Raw genomic sequence first — 16247 nt, forward strand, 5'->3', positions numbered from 1 at the left:
TTAATAATTAAATATTAGGGTTAAACGATACGATCTACCGGGCATAGGGAAGCTTTTTACAACCTCGTATGCTTGGTTAAAAATGTTATTAACTTCGCCCATTACACGCATTTTTCTATGGCCTATCAACCAGCCTTTTCCAACAGCGAGATCATGTGTATACCAGGGTTGCAAATAATTTTCTGAACTATTGGCAGCCTGGCTATACCGTTCTCCTGTATATACAAAGCTATAATTTAGTAGAAAATTTTTATAGTCGACTTGCATAATAAACGATCCACTATGCCATGGGATGTAGGGTACCTGTTCGCCTGCATTATACTTCATGCCACTAGTTGCATCGGTTTTAATGCGGGCGTCTTCATAGCTGTAATTGATTCCAACATCCAGTTTTAAGTCACGGGAAAGGCTTAATCCACCTTTTAGTACCACGTCTATACCTTTAATCGAAACACGATCAAGGTTATACATGATCCACCTAAATTGATTGGCTGCGGGTGTAGCCACAATTTTATTGGTCACCAAATTATAATAGCCGTCTGTTTGCAGGTTAATATAACCCGATTGCTGATTAAACGTTTTGGCAAAAGTAAATCCGGCGTCAAATTGATGAGCATATTCTGGATCAAGCAAGGTGTTACCAATGGCAGTATAGTATAGATCATTAAAGGTAGGCATCCGAAAAATACGCTTATAAAAAGCCCGTAAGAAAAAGTCTTTTTGGAAAAAAGGCTGCCAGGAAAGCGATGCTGCCGGACTCATTTTTGTTTTACGGCTTGCCGCTTGGTTATATTTTGTACCATCTTGCACCCATGTTACCAATAGGCTCGATTGTAAGGTTAATCGATCACTTTTATACCGAGTGGCACTTGCCACTAATACAGTATTACGTGTTGGATAAGCGAAATTATCCAAATCTGCATTTAATTTATTCCATTGCCAATCACCGCTTAGTGCAAAGCCCCATCCTTTGGTTAAATCATAGCTATTAGCAAGGGATAAATAGGTTTCCTGTTGGTGGTAATGGTTTTCCAAAGGGCCTTCAAGTTTAACAATAGTAGGATCAGTATAGTAAGTATAATCGTTAGCATATTTTGCCTTTACAGCCATGTGGTAACGATTAAATTTCTTCTGTATAGATGTCTGTAAAAAAATATTCCGATCATTTTGCCGCTGCCCTAATCCTAGCATTATCGGTTTAAATTTATTGGCTACAACCGCGTCTGGTAGTCCCCGTTTTGACTGGTAAAAATAGGCATGGGTATTCCAGTTACCGTCAGGTAATTCACTGTTAAGAAATAATTCAGTCCTAAGAGAGCGAATATCGGTATTTTCTCGTGTCGCTATGGTATCATAATTGGTGTCATAAATGCGGAATCGATACCTACCATTTGCCTGTGTGTAAGCCGTACTCAAGGAAGCAGTTGTTCTGGTGCTTAATTGTTTTTGCCATTGTAATGAAGGATTAAATAAACCGAACGAACCTGTTTTTAATACCGCTTTTAGCGATTGTTTTTGCCCATTCTCCATAGCGGGTAGCTGGCTTTCCAAATAGATGGACGATGCTGAGGCATAGGCTTTTGCTGGTTGGAGTAAAAGCGGTCTGTCGCCACTATATAAGCTGATCTTTGCTATGTTATCCAAAGCAAATTTTCCAAGATCTACCTGTCCGTTTTGCGCATTACTTATCGGTAAGCCATCTAAATAAACCGTTGTGTGATTGGCCCCCATACTGCGTACATTAATCGTTTTAAGTCCGCCTATCCCTCCATAATCTTTCAGCTGAATACCCGATAAGAAGCGTGTTGCATCGGCTACGCTTAGACTTCCAAGTCTTTCTAACTGTTGACCAGATAGTCGCTGAACGGGGGTTGGTGATGACAATAAGGTACTGTTTTTAAAGGTATACACCATTACGGTATCCATAGCATGTTGGGCATATAACTGTTTAATACAGCCGGTTATCAGGACGAAATTAAAAACAACCAACCAACACCTTTTCATAGGTCGGATATCTCTTTAAAGCACCTGTAGATCCGCAACTCCTTTTACTTCGGTAGAACATTCACCAAGCAAGCCAAGGTCTGCAGAAATACCCGTTTGAATTTTCACAAAATCAATAGCCTCCAATTTAATCGGATTTCCTTTATTATCAATGGCATTAGCAATATCGATTTGATCACCATCGACAGCATTATCGGCATAACCCCAGTCGAATGGCATACTAGTAATCATACCATCTCTTTTGATACGCGTATCGGGAAGCAGACTTCCTTTTAGTGTATACGTATCTTCTTGAATCCATTCGGGATAATAGTTTTGGGTATGATAACTGTTCCACTTTACAAAGCCGCTGTTTCCCAGGTTATCCTTCCAGGGAACATCTTTATGCTCTCCCGATGGCCGGGTATAGGTTATTTCATAATCCCGTCTATAGCCCTCTTCGGTATAGGCACTACCCTTAATTTCATACCAGGTATCATCGGCCAATCCATTGCCATTTTCATCCTGCATCACCCAAACGACACCAGGTTCAGCCATTTTATCCAAGGCATTCCCGTAAACGATAAAATCAGGTGACTCGGCCAGGTTGATTATCGAATGATCGAATCCTAACACCACATAGCCTCCATAGGCACCCAATGATACCATGGATTCCTTACCACCAAGGATAGACTTGGCCGCCTCTTCATTACCAAAACTGGTATTGATACTTTGCCCTGGCCCAGGTCGATATTCAATAAGTGTTGTTACATAAGCATTACTGGCATCGGTAATTGGCCGTATGGGAGGGCCAACAGGAGCTGTGTCCTCATTTTTGTCACAAGCTGCAAGGGTAAACAAAGCAACCAAAAATAAGTACTTCTTTTTTGAGGTAAACCTACTAGTCATATCTAAGATATTATGAATATAGGCGGAAGAAGGTAAAAGCACAGATAGCCAGGGAGCTAACACCCCAGGCGTACTTCATCTTCAGCTTCAATCCGCGAAAGCTTTGATAAATTGTAGTTGACAGGTATTCTGACTTGTTCCCCTACATTTCGCCTTCCCATTTATGGAAACAGTGGCTTTGAGAAATTTCGGTTACGGAACTTACAGCTGCGGGACAGTTTTGGACTTGCACCAAATTCCCTTTTTCATTTTAACGATTGAGTCATTAAAAACCAACTATCTGGCAAAGATAGTCATTTTAGTTATACACCTGCGGTAAAAACCGTTCTATGCCCTTATTTGTCCGTCTCCCCGAATCAACCATTTATAAGAAGTTAATTCTTCCAACGCCATCGGCCCTCTAGCGTGCAGTTTTTGTGTACTGATACCTATTTCGGCTCCAAGACCAAACTGAGCACCATCGGTAAATGCTGTTGACACATTAGCATAGACAGCTGCAGCATCTACACCTGATAAGAAACGATCAATAGTTTCGGAATCTTCAGCAATGATCGCTTCGCTATGCTGCGAGCTATATTTATGGATATGTGCCATGGCTTCCTCTAAATTATTTACCGTTTTTATAGCTAATTTTAAGGAAAGAAATTCCGTTCCAAAGTGTGTTTCATCAGCATGATGGAGATCAGCTGCTGGATAATTACCTAAAAGCAACGCATAGCTTGCCTCATCAGCAAATAATTCAACATTTTTTTCTGCTAACGGAGCGGCCAAGGCGGGCAAGTCTTTCAAACGGTCCCTGTGTATAATTAGACAATCCAATGCATTGCAAACGCTCACTCTACGTGTTTTTGCATTTTGGATAATCGCTTTACCCTTCTCCAAATCGCCTGTAATGTCGAAATAAGTATGTACAATTCCAGCGCCCGTTTCAATCACAGGAATCTTACTATGATCGCGGACATAGTTGATCAATTGCTGGCTACCTCTTGGTATTAGTACATCGATGTAGCCTACGGCCTGTAATAAGGCTTCAGTTGCTGCACGCGCTGTCGGCAAAAGAATTACCACATTTGGGTTTATACGATGCTCTTGAAGTACCTTATGAATAACCTGAACAAGTGCTTTATTCGAAAACTCGGCATCACTTCCTCCTTTTAGAACCGTCACATTTCCGGTTTTAAAGCAAAGAGTAAACACATCTAGGGTAACATTTGGTCTCGCTTCATAAATAACACTTACTACGCCCAGTGCAACGCGAACTTTTTTTAACGCTAATGCATTGGGAAGTACTTTCTCTGCTATCATTTCACCAATCGGACTTGCCAATTTGGCAATGTTTCTAATATCATTTGCGATGTCATGTATACGTTGGTCGGTTAACTTTAACCGATCATATTTTGGATCACTAGTTGACATTCGATCCAAATCCTTTTGGTTTTCTTCCAAGATGAACAACATGTTGGCTTCAACTGCATCGGCCAGATCGACCAATACCCGATCGATTTTTTCGTGAGACAAGTTTATCATCACTTGCTGCGCATCTTTTGCTTCCTGAAAGTAGTGTAGATAATTCATGAGAAAAGTCAAGACCCCGAAGGGTTCATTGATGCCTTTAATTTAAAACAAATAATATATTCAACAACCCCGAAGGGCCTATTGATGCCTTAAGAGCAAACACGACATCAATAATTCAAAAGTAAAAAAAATTTAAGTAATCAGTAATACGTGCTAAGATAAACATAAATTTATAACTTAAAATTAACAACCAACTTATGCGGATGCTTTTAGGTGTAGACCATTAAATGCAATAAAGGTAATCATAATGAACCAATGGTTTTTGATTTTTCAAGCCAATTCTTTCCCGTGCTTTTTCTGCACTATATTGAGCGATTCCCCAGCCTAAGAGGGTATGATTCTCATCAAATAGTTTGATAATGTCGCCCTTCTTGAAATCACCTTCTACCGCAACGACGCCTACAGGAAGCAAACTAGTTACTTTTCCTGATGTGATAGCCTGTTTGGCTCCTTCATTTAATTTCACTATTCCAGCTGCAGCATTTTCCGCATGAGCTATCCACTTTTTCTTTCCCGATTTCCGCTTTTCAGGTATGAAATAGGTATGCACCAACTTTCCAGAAAATAGCTTCAGCAGAACGTCGTCCTTTTTGCCATTGGCAATATGTACCCCAATACCCAATTTTGCTACTTTCTTGGCCATGGATGCTTTAGTGATCATCCCTCCCCTACCAAAAGTAGATTTTTCAGGTTGGATAATTGTCGAGAAATTATAGACATTATCGTGTATCTGTTCAATAATGTTGGTTCCCGGTAAATTGGGGTTGCCATCAAATATTCCATCAATATTAGATAGGATGATTAAGGCATCAGCATTCAACATCGAGGCAATTAAACCTGCTAATTCATCATTATCGGTAAACATCAACTCCGTAACGGACACAACGTCATTCTCATTAACTATCGGAATGATTTGATGCTGCAACAAGGTATGAAAGCAATTTTTCATATTCAGGTAATGAACCCGATCACGGAAATCTTCTTTCGTAACCAATACTTGCGCACACAATATGCCATGCTTATCAAATAGTTTAGCATATGTATTAATCAATTTTACCTGACCAATGGAAGATAATAACTGCCTAACCGCTACCGTCTGTTTATTTTCGCGTATCGTTATTAAGCTCCTCCCTGAAGCGACTGCTCCAGAGGATACTAATATAACGTCAATTCCGCTTTTTTTGATCTGTGCCAATTGGTCAACAATATGCTGTATTCGTGCCTCATCTGGCAGACCGTTATCCTTAGTAAGGACGTTAGATCCAATTTTTATTATGATTCTTTTATAGCTGGTGTCCATAAGATTACTGATACAAGAGGCGGCCTAAATTAACATATTTTTAGCTTATACGCTAAAAATTTAACAGCAAAATATATAATCAGCATATTTGTTGATATTATGCAAATATCCATTTAACTAATACCAAGGATGATAAGCTGATGGGGAAACTATTTAATCGATAAATTTTTATCTTCAAAATAAACGAAGATGGATATCTTTGCATAGGAAGTGCGCATATAAGCGTTAGAAAGAATTGTTGATGAATTTATGAAGAAACAGGGTGCAAATAGAAGAGAAAAAATAATGCAAGCAGCACTTTTGTTATTTGCAGAAAACGGTTATGCCGATACTTCTACGAAGTTAATTGCAAAAGAAGCCTCCGTTTCTGAAGCACTTATTTTTAAACATTTTGAAAATAAAGATAAATTGTTATTTCATTTAATTAAATCGGGGTACAGACGAGTGTTACTGCAAAATAAGGGAATGCTCACCTATCATGATGCTAAGTCTTTTTTACGTCATATGATCGAATTACCTCAGAAACTAGTCAGTGAAGAACCACTCTTTTGGAAGTTACAAGAGCGACTTTCTCATCATGAGTTCTCCAGACAGCAACATATGCTTTTCATGAAGCCCGTTCATCCAATTATTACACGAGCTTTTACCGATTTGAAAATAGAAAATCCTATCTTGGAAACGCAGTTTCTATTGCTTTTAATAGATAGTTTATGGAAAAAGGAGGCTGCAGGAGAAATTGACAATTTACAAGAAATTGTTGCCTTGGTCAAACATAAATACCAGGTATAACAATACCAACATGTCCGCTCCACGAAACAAAAAGGTGAGTGTTTACTTACTTAATTTTAAAATATTTTTCGTGCTTTCTGTTACAAGCGCTATATTTGTCTAACTAATCAATTATAAAACTAAGATTTTTATATAAATCATCGCAGGCTTTACAGATGTGCACCTCTAATGGATCATGAGTAAAGCTTGCGATTTTTTACTTTATATAACGATGGTATTTATTCTTTATTGTGATTAACCGTTAAGATCAAGCAAAAAATAAGTAGTACCACCCACTAGAAAGATACCCGTCTTGTATTTACAAAAATTGTCGTGAGCAACGTAATAAATTTCTTCTTTTCTTGTTATTCTTATACATTATTTAGATTTTAGCATAATAGAAACTTCAGGGAAAATCGCCCTAACCAGTATCGCATGAATTTTAACAAAAAGAACCGTTTATTCTTATTATCCCTAGTTATAGTTATAGCATTAGGTGCGACTTTCTTTTTTTTCTTTGGATTTAATAATAATCCTATTGTAGAAAAACCTGTTTCCGATACTAACCTGGTAAAAGCAACTCCGGTACTACCCAAACAATTTGATATTGCTGTCGATTCTTTTGATGTAAAATACGAGGAAGTTAAACGGAATGAATTTCTGGCCAATATGTTAGATGCTTATGGCATAGATGCTGTTACGGTGAGTAAAATAGCTCGTAAATCAAAATCTGTATTTGATGTCCGTAAAATTGCAGTTGGTAATCCATATGCAGTTTTTACCTATAAAGGACAACCCGATAAGGTTGCGTATTTTGTTTATCAGCCCAATCCGATCGACTATATTGTCTATGATTTAAGAGATACCTTAAATGTATATGCGGGTAAAAAAGAAGTCATAACCAAGATAGAAACGGTAGCCAGTACCATTAATAGTTCGCTATATGATGCATTGCAAAGTAGAGGCGCTGATCCTTTGTTAGCCATACAATTGGCAGGAATTTATGGCTGGGCGGTTGATTTTTATAGAATTGCAAGTGACGATTGGTTTAAAATCGAGTACGAAAGGCAATATGTGGATAATAAACCAGTAGATGCCGGTCGTATTTTATCCGCGGTTTTTTCCCATAAAGGGAAGGCGCTATCTGCTTTTTATTTTAAAGGTGACAGCACCTCAAAAGGTGATTACTACGATGAAACGGGCAATAGTGTAAGACGTGCTTTTTTAAAAGCTCCTCTTAAATTTAGCAGAATAACTTCACGGTATACCAAAAGGCGTTTGCATCCTGTGCAAAAAGTCTGGAAAGCGCATTTAGGTACAGATTATGCAGCGCCCACCGGAACGCCTATCATTGCTACTGGCAGTGGCGTAGTCATTGCCTCTGCGTTTACCAAATTCAATGGTAATTACGTTAAAATAAAACACAATGGAACCTATACTACACAATATTTGCATATGAGCAGAAGAGCAGTTAGAAACGGACAGCACGTGCAACAAGGACAAGTAATAGGTTATGTCGGCAGTACCGGTTTGGCAACTGGCCCCCACGTATGTTATCGCTTTTGGAAAAATGGTGCGCAAGTAGATGCACTTAAACAGAATTTTCATGAAACGACACCTTTACCCGATAAATTTTTAACTGCATTTAAACAAATTGTTGCCCAAAAGCAAAAGTTGCTGGCTGCTTTAGTTCTTCATAAAGATGATGAATTGACAGCGTCCAATCAAGATATGCAGGGAGAAGGCGAAAAAACGTTATAGGTTTTATAATTTTTATACTTTGCCAACATACATTGATATTCATACCCACCAATTAATCAGCGAAGCAGATATTTGTATTTACAATTTACGACAACAGTATCAAACACAATATTTATATCCTTATTGCTCAATAGGAATACATCCTTGGGATATCACATTAGCTTCTTGGAAACAACAACTGGATGAATTGAAGCATTATGCATCTTTGTCTCCTGTTGCCGCTATTGGAGAATGCGGTTTAGATAAGTTATGTTCTGTAGATTGGCAATTGCAATGCACAATTTTTGCTGCTCAAGTATCCTTAGCCAATTGGGTAAAAAAGCCTTTGATTATTCATTGCGTCAAAGCCTTTGAAGAGGTAATGGCCATTTTAAAAACCGAAAAAAACCAAGTTCCGGTAATCTTTCATGGTTTTAATAAAAAGCAAACGCTTGCTGCAATGTTAACGAAGAAAGGATATTACCTCTCTTTTGGAGGAGCTATTTTAAAGGATCAGCATACGGATTCACTCCTATCGTGCCCATTAACCCAGCTTTTCTTTGAAACAGATAATAATCAGTACTCGATTCATCAGGTCTATGAAAAAGCAGCCTCACTGCTTAACATACCTCAGGCAATTCTTTTGGAAGAAGTAGAACATAATTTTAATAAAATAATAACTTCATAAACATTTTTTATAACATATATGCAAGACATTTCTTGGCTCTCCAGGACAGAAGTTCTATTAGGGAAAGATCGATTAAAGTTATTGTGCGACAGTCACGTTATGATTTTAGGTTTAGGAGGTGTTGGTTCATTTGCAGCTGAATTTATTTGCAGAAGTGGTGTTGGAGAAATGACTATTATTGATGGAGATATAGTTGATCCCAGCAATCGCAACCGCCAACTTCCCGCACTTTTTACTACCCACGGTTTGTCGAAGACAAACATTATGGCCGAGCGTCTTTCTGCAATTAATCCGGAGGTGAAAATAAATGTGGTCAATGATTTCATTACGCGTGAACGTATTGAATGTTTATTAGATCGCAATCCCGACTATGCCATCGATGCTATAGATAGTATAACGCCTAAGCTGGCTTTTATACGACAGGCTTATGATAGAAAATTGAAATTTGTAAGCGCTATGGGAGCTGGAGGAAGAATTGATCCAACAAAACTACAAGTAGCCGATATCTCCGAAACATACAATTGCCCGCTTGCACAACACCTGAGAAAAAAATTGAAGAAACATGATATTTATCAAGGCGTAAAAGTCGTTTTTTCGTCAGAACGTCCAGACCCAGCTTCACTCATTTATACGGATGGAAGCCATTATAAAAAATCTGCTTATGGCACCATGTCTTATATCCCTGCCACATTTGGTGCTGTTGCAGCTTCCGTTGTTATCCGCGATTTAACGGGTAACTTTTAGCTTTTACATTTTTCCCAACAACCAAAACTTCCCAATAACCAAAACCATATAAGTCCACGAATGAAATAAAAAATAAGGCCTCTAAGGAGATTAGAGGCCTTATAAATTATTAAAAAAGGCCGAATGGCCAAGACATAGGACTGCAAATATAAACAGAACTTTAGTGATATTTCATATTTATAATATTTTTTTCATATATATAAAATAATCAATGTATTATATCACTTTATAAACAATGGGGGTATTTGTATTTCACAAATTAGGTAAGAATATCTTAATAGTTAACAAAAACAATACACGATTACCTTGTAACTAATTTTGTTGTAATTCCCAACCTTGTTTCGTTAATACGAATTTTGCCTGATAATTTTTCTTGCTATCGAATTTAGCTTTATCCAGTACGGCGAATGGTGTTATCCGAATGAACTTCGTGGTGTAATTAATAGCGGCAGCCGTTTTCTCCGGATTCATTTTCAAGGCCGTGATTTCGTCTAGCACTTCTTCCCCAGTCATTACTTTCTGAACGGAGCTTAGCTGACCTTTATCCGGAGCCAGTAAATAGGGTTTCGCTTTCTCCGTAAACTCAATTATAGGAGCATGGTTATCACCAGTTTTACGATTTCGCTCTACCGTAACTACGCCTTCTTTTTCTAATCCTGCATCTATTAATTTTCTACCGTCTTCTGAGTCTTTTGTATAGATATTATACGTGTGGGTCAATGGAAATCTTCCATTTTCTTTCAGCAGACGAAAAGCTTCTTCCTTTTGTAGTTCTGGATCTTTACAGGCATTTAGCAAACAAAGGACCAATACGGTTAAACTTAAATATTTCATTTCTTGCGATTTTTAGAAGGTCTAAACTTAGATAACTTGCATTGGATATGCAAGTGTAGATATAACAGAAGGAATTTAACCAATAAAACATTGGAATAAAACAACTTAATTATTATGTTTGTTTAACTATCAAACTTTTTGTTATGGGAAAATTTGTTTTAAAAGTCGCTAAAAATGGCCAGTTTTATTTTAATCTGAAAGCGGATAACGGTCAAGTTATCTTATCTAGCGAACAGTACACAACCAAATCTGCATGTAATAATGGGATTTCCTCTGTTAAAGAAAATGCTAAATTGGATGAGCGTTTTGACAGCAAACAATCGAGTAATGGGAAATTTTATTTTAATTTAAAAGCGAGGAATGGTCAGATTATTGGTACTAGCGAGCTTTATGAATCAGCGTCAGGAAGGGATAATGGCATTAATTCTGTTAAGAAAAATGCTCCTGATGCGCAGATCGTGGAAGAGTAGCTTCTATACCATTAGCTGTACATCGTTTTATAGTCGCATATTTAGCTGTTGAATACGTTGAATATGCGATTTTCTTTTAAAAAATAGCTTTTAGCTTAACTAAATTTGATCAATAGATGCCTGTTCATATCACCAGAAAAAACATCTTTTTTCAACCAGATTCCAAACGTATTATTGCTCGTTTTTTTTATATCAGCGATGAACGGAGTATAAAAATTATACAACGCGTACTCCATTTAACTGACGACCAACAAAAAGAAATTTTAGCACAGGTATTAAGGGGCTATTCAAAAAGACATCGAAGTATTGTTAGTATTTTTGAAAAGCATTTTAATCGTTTAAGTAACTGTTTTAAGTCGTTAAATATTGACCCCAACAGCCTCAATTTAACTCAAAAATTGGTCATTGGCTCTTATTTTACCATGGAATATTCTATCGAAGCAGCTGCGTTCTTTAATCCTTCCATTGTTGAAGATTTAGATCAAACACAACTAGCCGATGGTGAAAAGCGGATTATTTTGAGTTTTAGGGCAACTGGAGAAGGACATGTTTCTTCCATTGTTTTTCGATCGGCCATCATTGACGCCAATTTACATATCCGGATGGAGCATGTAGGAAACATGCTCGATAAGCCATCACAAATTAAAAATCACATTTACCATAAAAAAAGTTTTCTCAAAAAATTAAAAGAAATGCATTGCTTATACGGCAATGTTTACGATATCATTGCTGATAAACTAACCGATACCTTTACCTACGAAGAATTAAAACGATATGTTGAAGAAACGAAGACTGAAATTGTGCTAAATCAGGAGGGATTGGTTTTTTTACGAGAAATCATGTGGTTGGCATCTTCTCATTACGAAATGACCTTTTCATTGGATACATCGCTATCTGAACGGGTTATATTTCCTATTGCCGATACGGAAAAAAGAGGAATCGAAGATGCGCGATTTGTTAAATTTACTGACGATGACGGATCAATCATTTATTATGCGAGCTATACAGCTTATGACGGAGTAGCGATACTTCCCAAACTTTTAATTACCAGTGATTTTTATCACTTTCAAGTATTGCCTTTCCATGGTGAAATTGCCCAAAATAAGGGGATAGCGCTTTTTCCGAGGAAGATAAACGGAAAATATGCCATGCTATGTCGAATTGATGGAGAAAATAACTATATCGCCTTTTCGGATACAATCAATGTTTGGCGAGAGCCTGCCAAGCTGATACAGACACCAGAACATCCTTGGGAATTTGTTCAGTTAGGGAACTGCGGTTCTCCCTTAGAAACAAAAGATGGTTGGTTAGTCATTACACACGGCGTCGGACCGATGCGTGAATATGTATTGGGTGCTTCTTTATTTGATTTAGAACATCCGGTAAAAGAAATCGGAAGAATGACTATTCCCCTATTGAGCCCTAATGATCACGAGCGCGAGGGCTATGTACCAAATGTTGTTTATTCTTGTGGCTCTATTATCCATAACGGACATGTGGTGTTACCTTATGCGATGTCTGATTGTGCATCAACCTATGCCACTATCCCTGTGGATGATTTGTTACAAGAATTAAGACGTTAATCCGAGGCCATTTTAAAGGCTGTTATAGGTCTTATATACCGTTAAATAGGAAATCAGATAAGCAAGCGTGCTTTCTGCACCTTGATTCCGGTTAACACCATAAACCTCCAGACCATCGCAGCAACCTTTTGTTTCGTGATCGTAAATGGTTATGCGTAAATCGTTTTCTCCAAGAAACCATTTAAAGGAAACAAATATTTTTTCAAGATATTCCTTTTTTGCCGTTAAAACATATGCTTGGTTAAACATCATGACGGTAGCCAACACATCGATAGGTTGTTGCCCAAATTTACTTACATGCTGATCTTTATAAAACCACTGCTGATTTCCAACAATCGATAAATATCCATTTTTTAAGCATATTTTTTCCAAAAAATCTAAGGTTTCCATGGCCACTGTTTGAATCGTGTCGTCATTTAAAAATTTCACTGCTTGCAAAAGTGCGAGCGGTAAAATGGCATTATCATAGGCTAATAAAGGTTCATACCAATGCCATTTATCGGTTTTATTGTTTTCGTATGCGTTGACCAAACGGAAGCTCAATGCACGCATGCGCTCAATCATACCTTCATCGTTGGGTTGGTGCTCTAAATAATGGCAAATACCTATAATGGTATAAGCGATAGCCCGTATAGAATCTAAACGTTCAAAATGCTTAGCAGCATTGAAAAATAGCTGGCGTCCGAGTTGATAATAGCCATCGCAGGGAGCATGCGCAAATAAATAACCCAGGGCCCAGATTGTTCTTCCAAAAGCATCTTCCGATCCTACTGCTTCTGTGAATTGATTGTCGAATCCCATGAAATTACGGAATAACCCATCTTCCTTTTGCATATAATGTATATACGCAAGGTAAGTAGGGATTAAGGCTAATGCGTCTGGGTCGTTAAATTGCTGATAAGCCATCAAGGTTAACAAAAGTGCCCGTGCATTATCATCTAAACAATAGCCCTCCTTATAATTGGGAATAGCATAAGTAGCATGCTGTATAATGCCCACCGGATTGGTTAAGCGTTTAACATGTTCTAAGGAAAAAGGGGGTAAATCATTGATGTTTACTTCGGAAAAATCTTTCTTATGGACATGTGCCCGAGCAATAATCTCATCATAAAGTTTAAGGTACTTCGCTGCGATTTTGGGCCAGGTGGTTTCTTGGCCATAAGCTAGCGCTCTTGCTCGTAGTTCGCTCAATTTTTCGTGATCTCCTAATAATTCTAATAGTAGGCTACTCAAACCATCTACATCTTTAAAACCAAACAATCGACCTCTCCCATCTTTTAAGAGCTCTTTTGCATGCCAATAAGGTGTTGAAAGTACTCCCGCTCCCGCTCCTATGGCATAAGACAAGGTACCACTGGTAATTTGTGCCTCATTAATATAGGGCGTGATGTAAATATCACATGCTGATAAATAAGTTGCAAGTATATCCTGTGCAATAAATTCATTTATAAATAAAACGTGATGATTCAGCCCTAACTCCGTAACAAGTTGTTTCAGGTAATTGCGGTATTCTTCTCCAGAATGTCTAAGCACATTGGGATGTGTTTTTCCTAATACAACATAAAGCGTATCAGGAAAGCGCTTAACTACTTCTACCAACGATTTGATCACGGTTTCAATGCCTTTATTCCGCCCCAGAAAACCAAATGTCAATAAAACGCGTTTACCGGTTAATTGCAATTCTTCCTTAGCGGCAACTTGGGATTTATTAAATGTGGGTACACCATGATCAATGCAAAAAATCTTTTCAACGGATACATGGTAAATCCGCTGCAATAACCGTATGGCTTTATTACTCATAACCACGATCGCATTAGCCATTTTACTAATGGCTATTAACACGGCCTTTTCATTATAAGATGGGCGTTCTAATACCGTATGAAAGGTCACTACTATTGGTACTTTTAATCGGTGAAGTAAAGGGAGAATATAAAGTCCGCTTTGGCCTCCAAAAATGCCATATTCATGTTCTAAGATGCAACAGTCTACTCCATTATTGTTGATGAAATCAGCCGCTTGTATATAATCTTCTTGCTGATCCTGATTAATAATGAATTTTACTTCATCTGGATAGTCCGAGATATTCTCAGCATCGTTTAATGCAACAACAATGCTTTCTACCGGTGTTTCGTAAATGATTTGTTTGGTTGAACGTAATAGATTTTTAGTGAAAGTACCGATCCCACATTCCCGGGGCACATAAGTACCTATATAAACAACTTTCATTGAAGGAATTGATAAAATAATTTATGGATATTTCTACAGCTTCTATAAGCAATTTGTAGCTATAAAAGTATTCTTGAACAAAAATTGTTTTACTACTATTAAAATTTTACCAAAGGCTGGCCTCATTGACGGTATGTTTTTGATTATCGAAAGATTTACCAAAATACCAATACCCACTTATTATCTCGAGTACAGTTGAAGAATCCCATCTTTATATAGATTTAAATTGTTGAGCCTTCAGGTTCTCCACTTGGTCGAAGTGACGTTTACACGTTACACTAGGCACGATAGAAGAGAACCTCTTGCTACGCTTTTTGTAAGCTAAGATTGGAATAGATTACACTAACAAGTTATGTTGGCTAGCCGTAAATAGATTACGGAAGATATAATTGATTTCTGCCTCAGGATGTGTTGCATACATACCACAATATGGATAAAGGAAAGCGATCCATTGTCTTATTCCCCTTACCATCTCCAAACTGCAATCACTTAAGCGGTTTAATAGCATTTCGTCAATCTGTCCTTGTGTCTCCAGTTGTTCCCAAGATTCCGTTACTAGATCGTAAAAAGTATGTTTCCAATTTTTTACCGCTTCCTTTGCCTCGATAATGCTACTCCTAAGATTAACCTTATTCACCATATACCTATCGGTCTGTATGTATTTGGTCAAAAATAGTTCTTCACAACATTGTAAAAACCGCAAAGCCATCCCTAGCGTGTTTACCGCCAACGTTGTTTCGGCTAGTTGTTGAAAAGGATAGCGGTAAATGGCATGAGGTAGCTTGGCCCCGCTTGGATGGATTTCGAAGCAACGGCTTTCATCCACCAATACGTTACTTGCTTTAAATGAACAACTTGCTGTCGCTTTTAATCCCATCGTCTGCCAATCATTTAATAGCTGTACCTCATTATCGAAGAAAACAAAGGATTTTATGACCTGCTCTCCCCTTTCATTAAGTAATGGTTTGCCATCAGCCATTAACTGGCAGTTTGCGGTAAAGGCTGTAGCGTGTGGCGCACCCGTTGCATAACTCCATTGGCCGGAGATCGTATACCCTTTTTCGTTAAGATGCGCTTGACCGCTTGCTTTCCCGCTACCGGCTAAACACACCTTAGGATCACGAAATAAACGCTTTGCGAGGCCGAAGTCGAGATAACCAACAAACAAATTGGCTCCGCTGCATAACGTTACTGTCCAGCTCAAACTTCCATCAAGTTGAGCTAAGGCTTCCTCTATACGTAAACCTTCCGGTAAGGTAAGTTCCAGTCCATTAAATGCTCTTGGTACAAATAAATTAAACCATTTATATTGATGGATGAGCTCCAGCTGTTTAGTGGTTAATTGCGTTATCTTTTCTGCGTGACGCCATTCTTGCTGTAAGATGCCGCTAACTGAAGATAGTTGTTCTAAAAGATCCATTATTAAA

At 38.0% G+C, this 16247-nt stretch carries 13 protein-coding genes and 1 riboswitch; of the genes, 6 read left to right on the forward strand and 7 right to left on the reverse strand.

The annotated features are described in order from the left end of the window. The 4 genes from ABD930_RS07645 to proB form a co-directional block, all read right to left on the reverse strand. The gene (locus ABD930_RS07645) at positions 1–2004 is read right to left on the reverse strand and encodes a TonB-dependent receptor plug domain-containing protein (RefSeq protein WP_345231128.1); all 2004 of its coding nucleotides are present in this window, start codon (positions 2002–2004) and stop codon (positions 1–3) included. 15 nt (positions 2005–2019) lie between these two features. After that, entirely contained in the window at positions 2020–2892 is an 873-nt protein-coding gene (locus ABD930_RS07650) for a cell surface protein (protein ID WP_345231129.1), read from the reverse strand. 102 nt (positions 2893–2994) lie between these two features. After that, positions 2995–3184: riboswitch (cobalamin riboswitch) on the reverse strand. 35 nt (positions 3185–3219) lie between these two features. Then, positions 3220–4467, reverse strand: a complete 1248-nt coding sequence (locus ABD930_RS07655) for a glutamate-5-semialdehyde dehydrogenase (RefSeq protein ID WP_345231130.1) — start codon at positions 4465–4467, stop codon at positions 3220–3222. A 223-nt stretch (positions 4468–4690) separates the two neighbouring features. Next, a complete protein-coding gene (proB, locus tag ABD930_RS07660; RefSeq protein WP_345231131.1) occupies positions 4691–5767 on the reverse strand; it encodes a glutamate 5-kinase in 1077 nt (358 codons plus the stop codon). A 249-nt stretch (positions 5768–6016) separates the two neighbouring features. On the opposite strand from proB, the gene ABD930_RS07665 reads away from it, so the two are divergent. The 4 genes from ABD930_RS07665 (at position 6017) to ABD930_RS07680 (ending at position 9707) form a co-directional block, all read left to right on the forward strand. Further along, a complete protein-coding gene (locus ABD930_RS07665) occupies positions 6017–6556 on the forward strand; it encodes a TetR/AcrR family transcriptional regulator (protein WP_345231132.1) in 540 nt (179 codons plus the stop codon). Positions 6557–6970: 414 nt separating this feature from the next. Continuing rightward, entirely contained in the window at positions 6971–8296 is a 1326-nt protein-coding gene (locus ABD930_RS07670) for a M23 family metallopeptidase (protein ID WP_345231133.1), read from the forward strand. 19 nt (positions 8297–8315) lie between these two features. Further along, entirely contained in the window at positions 8316–8963 is a 648-nt protein-coding gene (locus ABD930_RS07675) for a TatD family hydrolase (protein ID WP_345231134.1), read from the forward strand. Between the two features lie 18 nt (positions 8964–8981). Next, entirely contained in the window at positions 8982–9707 is a 726-nt protein-coding gene (locus ABD930_RS07680; protein WP_345231135.1) for a tRNA threonylcarbamoyladenosine dehydratase, read from the forward strand. A 312-nt stretch (positions 9708–10019) separates the two neighbouring features. Here ABD930_RS07680 and ABD930_RS07685 read toward each other — a convergent pair whose 3' ends face one another. Next, the gene (locus ABD930_RS07685; protein ID WP_345231136.1) at positions 10020–10541 is read right to left on the reverse strand and encodes a hypothetical protein; all 522 of its coding nucleotides are present in this window, start codon (positions 10539–10541) and stop codon (positions 10020–10022) included. Between the two features lie 143 nt (positions 10542–10684). On the opposite strand from ABD930_RS07685, the gene ABD930_RS07690 reads away from it, so the two are divergent. Both ABD930_RS07690 and ABD930_RS07695 read left to right on the forward strand, forming a co-directional pair. Then, positions 10685–11011 carry a YegP family protein gene (locus tag ABD930_RS07690; RefSeq protein ID WP_345231137.1) on the forward strand — a complete coding sequence of 109 codons (327 nt, stop codon included), beginning with the start codon at positions 10685–10687 and terminating at the stop codon, positions 11009–11011. A 116-nt stretch (positions 11012–11127) separates the two neighbouring features. Beyond that, complete coding sequence (locus ABD930_RS07695) at positions 11128–12594, forward strand: glycoside hydrolase family 130 protein (protein WP_345231138.1); 1467 nt, start codon at positions 11128–11130, stop codon at positions 12592–12594. 12 nt (positions 12595–12606) lie between these two features. Here the strand turns inward: ABD930_RS07695 and ABD930_RS07700 are convergent, their stop codons facing one another. Together ABD930_RS07700 and ABD930_RS07705 are read right to left on the reverse strand one after the other, a co-directional pair. Further along, positions 12607–14820: a glycosyltransferase family 4 protein gene (locus ABD930_RS07700; protein ID WP_345231139.1), complete on the reverse strand. Its 2214-nt coding sequence runs from the start codon at positions 14818–14820 to the stop codon at positions 12607–12609. A gap of 337 nt (positions 14821–15157) precedes the next feature. After that, on the reverse strand, positions 15158–16240 hold the full coding sequence (locus tag ABD930_RS07705) for an acyl-CoA dehydrogenase family protein (RefSeq protein ID WP_345231140.1): 1083 nt from the start codon (positions 16238–16240) through the stop codon (positions 15158–15160). Between the last annotated feature and the right edge of the window lie 7 nt (positions 16241–16247).

Origin of the sequence: Olivibacter ginsenosidimutans, assembly GCF_039542865.1 — a bacterium.
GTDB classification, from domain to species: domain Bacteria; phylum Bacteroidota; class Bacteroidia; order Sphingobacteriales; family Sphingobacteriaceae; genus Olivibacter; species Olivibacter ginsenosidimutans.

Bases quoted from the DNA above. Each gene is read 5' to 3' on its own strand.
- ABD930_RS07695 (WP_345231138.1), top strand. From the start codon at position 11,128: ATGCCTGTTCATATCACCAGAAAAAACATCTTTTTTCAACCAGATTCC.
- ABD930_RS07665 (WP_345231132.1), top strand. From the start codon at position 6,017: ATGAAGAAACAGGGTGCAAATAGAAGAGAAAAAATAATGCAAGCAGCA.
- proB (WP_345231131.1), bottom strand. From the start codon at position 5,767: ATGGACACCAGCTATAAAAGAATCATAATAAAAATTGGATCTAACGTC.
- ABD930_RS07670 (WP_345231133.1), top strand. From the start codon at position 6,971: ATGAATTTTAACAAAAAGAACCGTTTATTCTTATTATCCCTAGTTATA.
- ABD930_RS07655 (WP_345231130.1), bottom strand. From the start codon at position 4,467: ATGAATTATCTACACTACTTTCAGGAAGCAAAAGATGCGCAGCAAGTG.
- ABD930_RS07645 (WP_345231128.1), bottom strand. From the start codon at position 2,004: ATGAAAAGGTGTTGGTTGGTTGTTTTTAATTTCGTCCTGATAACCGGC.
- ABD930_RS07705 (WP_345231140.1), bottom strand. From the start codon at position 16,240: ATGGATCTTTTAGAACAACTATCTTCAGTTAGCGGCATCTTACAGCAA.
- ABD930_RS07700 (WP_345231139.1), bottom strand. From the start codon at position 14,820: ATGAAAGTTGTTTATATAGGTACTTATGTGCCCCGGGAATGTGGGATC.
- ABD930_RS07680 (WP_345231135.1), top strand. From the start codon at position 8,982: ATGCAAGACATTTCTTGGCTCTCCAGGACAGAAGTTCTATTAGGGAAA.
- ABD930_RS07650 (WP_345231129.1), bottom strand. From the start codon at position 2,892: ATGACTAGTAGGTTTACCTCAAAAAAGAAGTACTTATTTTTGGTTGCT.
- ABD930_RS07685 (WP_345231136.1), bottom strand. From the start codon at position 10,541: ATGAAATATTTAAGTTTAACCGTATTGGTCCTTTGTTTGCTAAATGCC.
- ABD930_RS07690 (WP_345231137.1), top strand. From the start codon at position 10,685: ATGGGAAAATTTGTTTTAAAAGTCGCTAAAAATGGCCAGTTTTATTTT.